The 339-nt window shown below is 70.8% G+C and carries 1 protein-coding gene and 1 pseudogene; one reads left to right on the top strand and one right to left on the bottom strand.

The genetic code is table 11. From position 1 onward, the window contains the following. Positions 1-7: 7 nt before the first annotated feature. A pseudogene (locus ADK66_RS32545) lies at positions 8-100 on the top strand (Rrf2 family transcriptional regulator); the annotation flags it as partial. A 15-nt stretch (positions 101-115) separates the two neighbouring features. Here the strand turns inward: ADK66_RS32545 and ADK66_RS32135 are convergent. Further along, positions 116-283, bottom strand: coding sequence for a hypothetical protein (locus tag ADK66_RS32135; RefSeq protein WP_231639892.1), 168 nt, complete (start codon positions 281-283; stop codon positions 116-118). Positions 284-339 lie beyond the last annotated feature (56 nt).

The following is a 339-nucleotide window of genomic DNA, read 5'->3' as shown; positions in this document are numbered from 1 at the left end:
GGCTGGTCTGCTGCACAGTCATCGCGGTGCCGACGGCGGGTACGCGCTGGCCCGGCCACCCCAGGACATCACCGTCGGCGGCGTGCTGCGCGCGGGCGGCGGAACGCTGACCACCCTAACAGGGGTGCCCGCCCTCGCTCACCTGCTCTCCGTTGACGTCCCGCCACTTGGGCGGCTCTACGTGGCCCAGGCCCGTGTAGTCGCCGTGCTCCTCGGGGTGGTGGCAGGGTTCGGGGGAGTAGGTGATCTGGGCGCCGTGCGTGGGCTGAGAGATGGCGGCCATGAGGGACTCGCAGGCGAGCAGAAGTACGCACTAATCCGGCCCGCCGTGCTTGACAC

The sequence above is a fragment of the Micromonospora sp. NRRL B-16802 genome (assembly GCF_001279555.1).
In the GTDB taxonomy this organism is placed as follows: Bacteria; Actinomycetota; Actinomycetes; order Mycobacteriales; family Micromonosporaceae; genus Micromonospora; species Micromonospora profundi.
This window is presented reverse-complemented; position numbering and strand designations above follow the sequence as displayed.

What these genes read in the sequence shown, in the direction of transcription:
- ADK66_RS32135 (WP_231639892.1), bottom strand. Translation starts at nt 283, where the DNA reads ATGGCCGCCATCTCTCAGCCCACGCACGGCGCCCAGATCACCTACTCC.